Source organism: Streptococcus mitis, assembly GCF_002096925.1.
GTDB classification, from domain to species: Bacteria; Bacillota; Bacilli; order Lactobacillales; family Streptococcaceae; genus Streptococcus; species Streptococcus mitis_AF.
The window spans coordinates 1-627 of the sequence record NZ_NCVN01000059.1; the positions used below are offsets into that span (position 1 = coordinate 1).

A 627-nucleotide genomic window follows, 5' to 3' on the forward strand; every position below is an offset into this window, starting at 1 on the left:
TCTCACTTGACGCTTCCCTCTCAGATTACATCTCTTGTAACCCAAACAAGCCTTTATCTGCCCAAAGACAGGTTCCACATCAATCTTGCGTTGAGTGAAAATCTGTCTTCCTTGAGGAGATAAAAGCGCCTGACGTTCTTTAGCTTTCAAGTGTTGATAGCGTTCGTTCATACCCTTTTGAGGAGCTGATTCAGGTTCATCAGCGTAGTAAACTTTGATTTCCTATTGAAAGTCCGTCTGTGTTTTCTGATGTTTGATATGGTGAAAACGATAGCACCAGCTATCAGGATGTGTGTAGCTATCCTCCTTGTCATCATAGTGCCAATTCGCTAAGTTTCTATCCGACTGTTTATACCCTCTCTTTTGTTCCTTGTCAAACATGGCATATTTAATCAGATGGTTTACCTGCTTTTCATCTAAACGAAGGAGGTTCTCTTCACTTCCATATCCAGCATCTGCGACAACTGTCTTCAAGTCATGAGGATAGGTTTCAAGTAAGGGGAGAAGAGTCTTGGTATCTGTCTGATTTGAGAAGATATCATAGTGAAGAACAAATTGGTTTTCAGTAGCGATTTGAAGATTATAAGCAGCCTTGAGTTGACCATTTTTCATATGGTCTTCTTTCAT

The 627-nt window shown here is 40.4% G+C and carries 1 pseudogene; it reads right to left on the bottom strand.

From position 1 onward, the window contains the following. A pseudogene (locus B7692_RS11570) lies at positions 1-627 on the bottom strand (transposase); the annotation flags it as partial.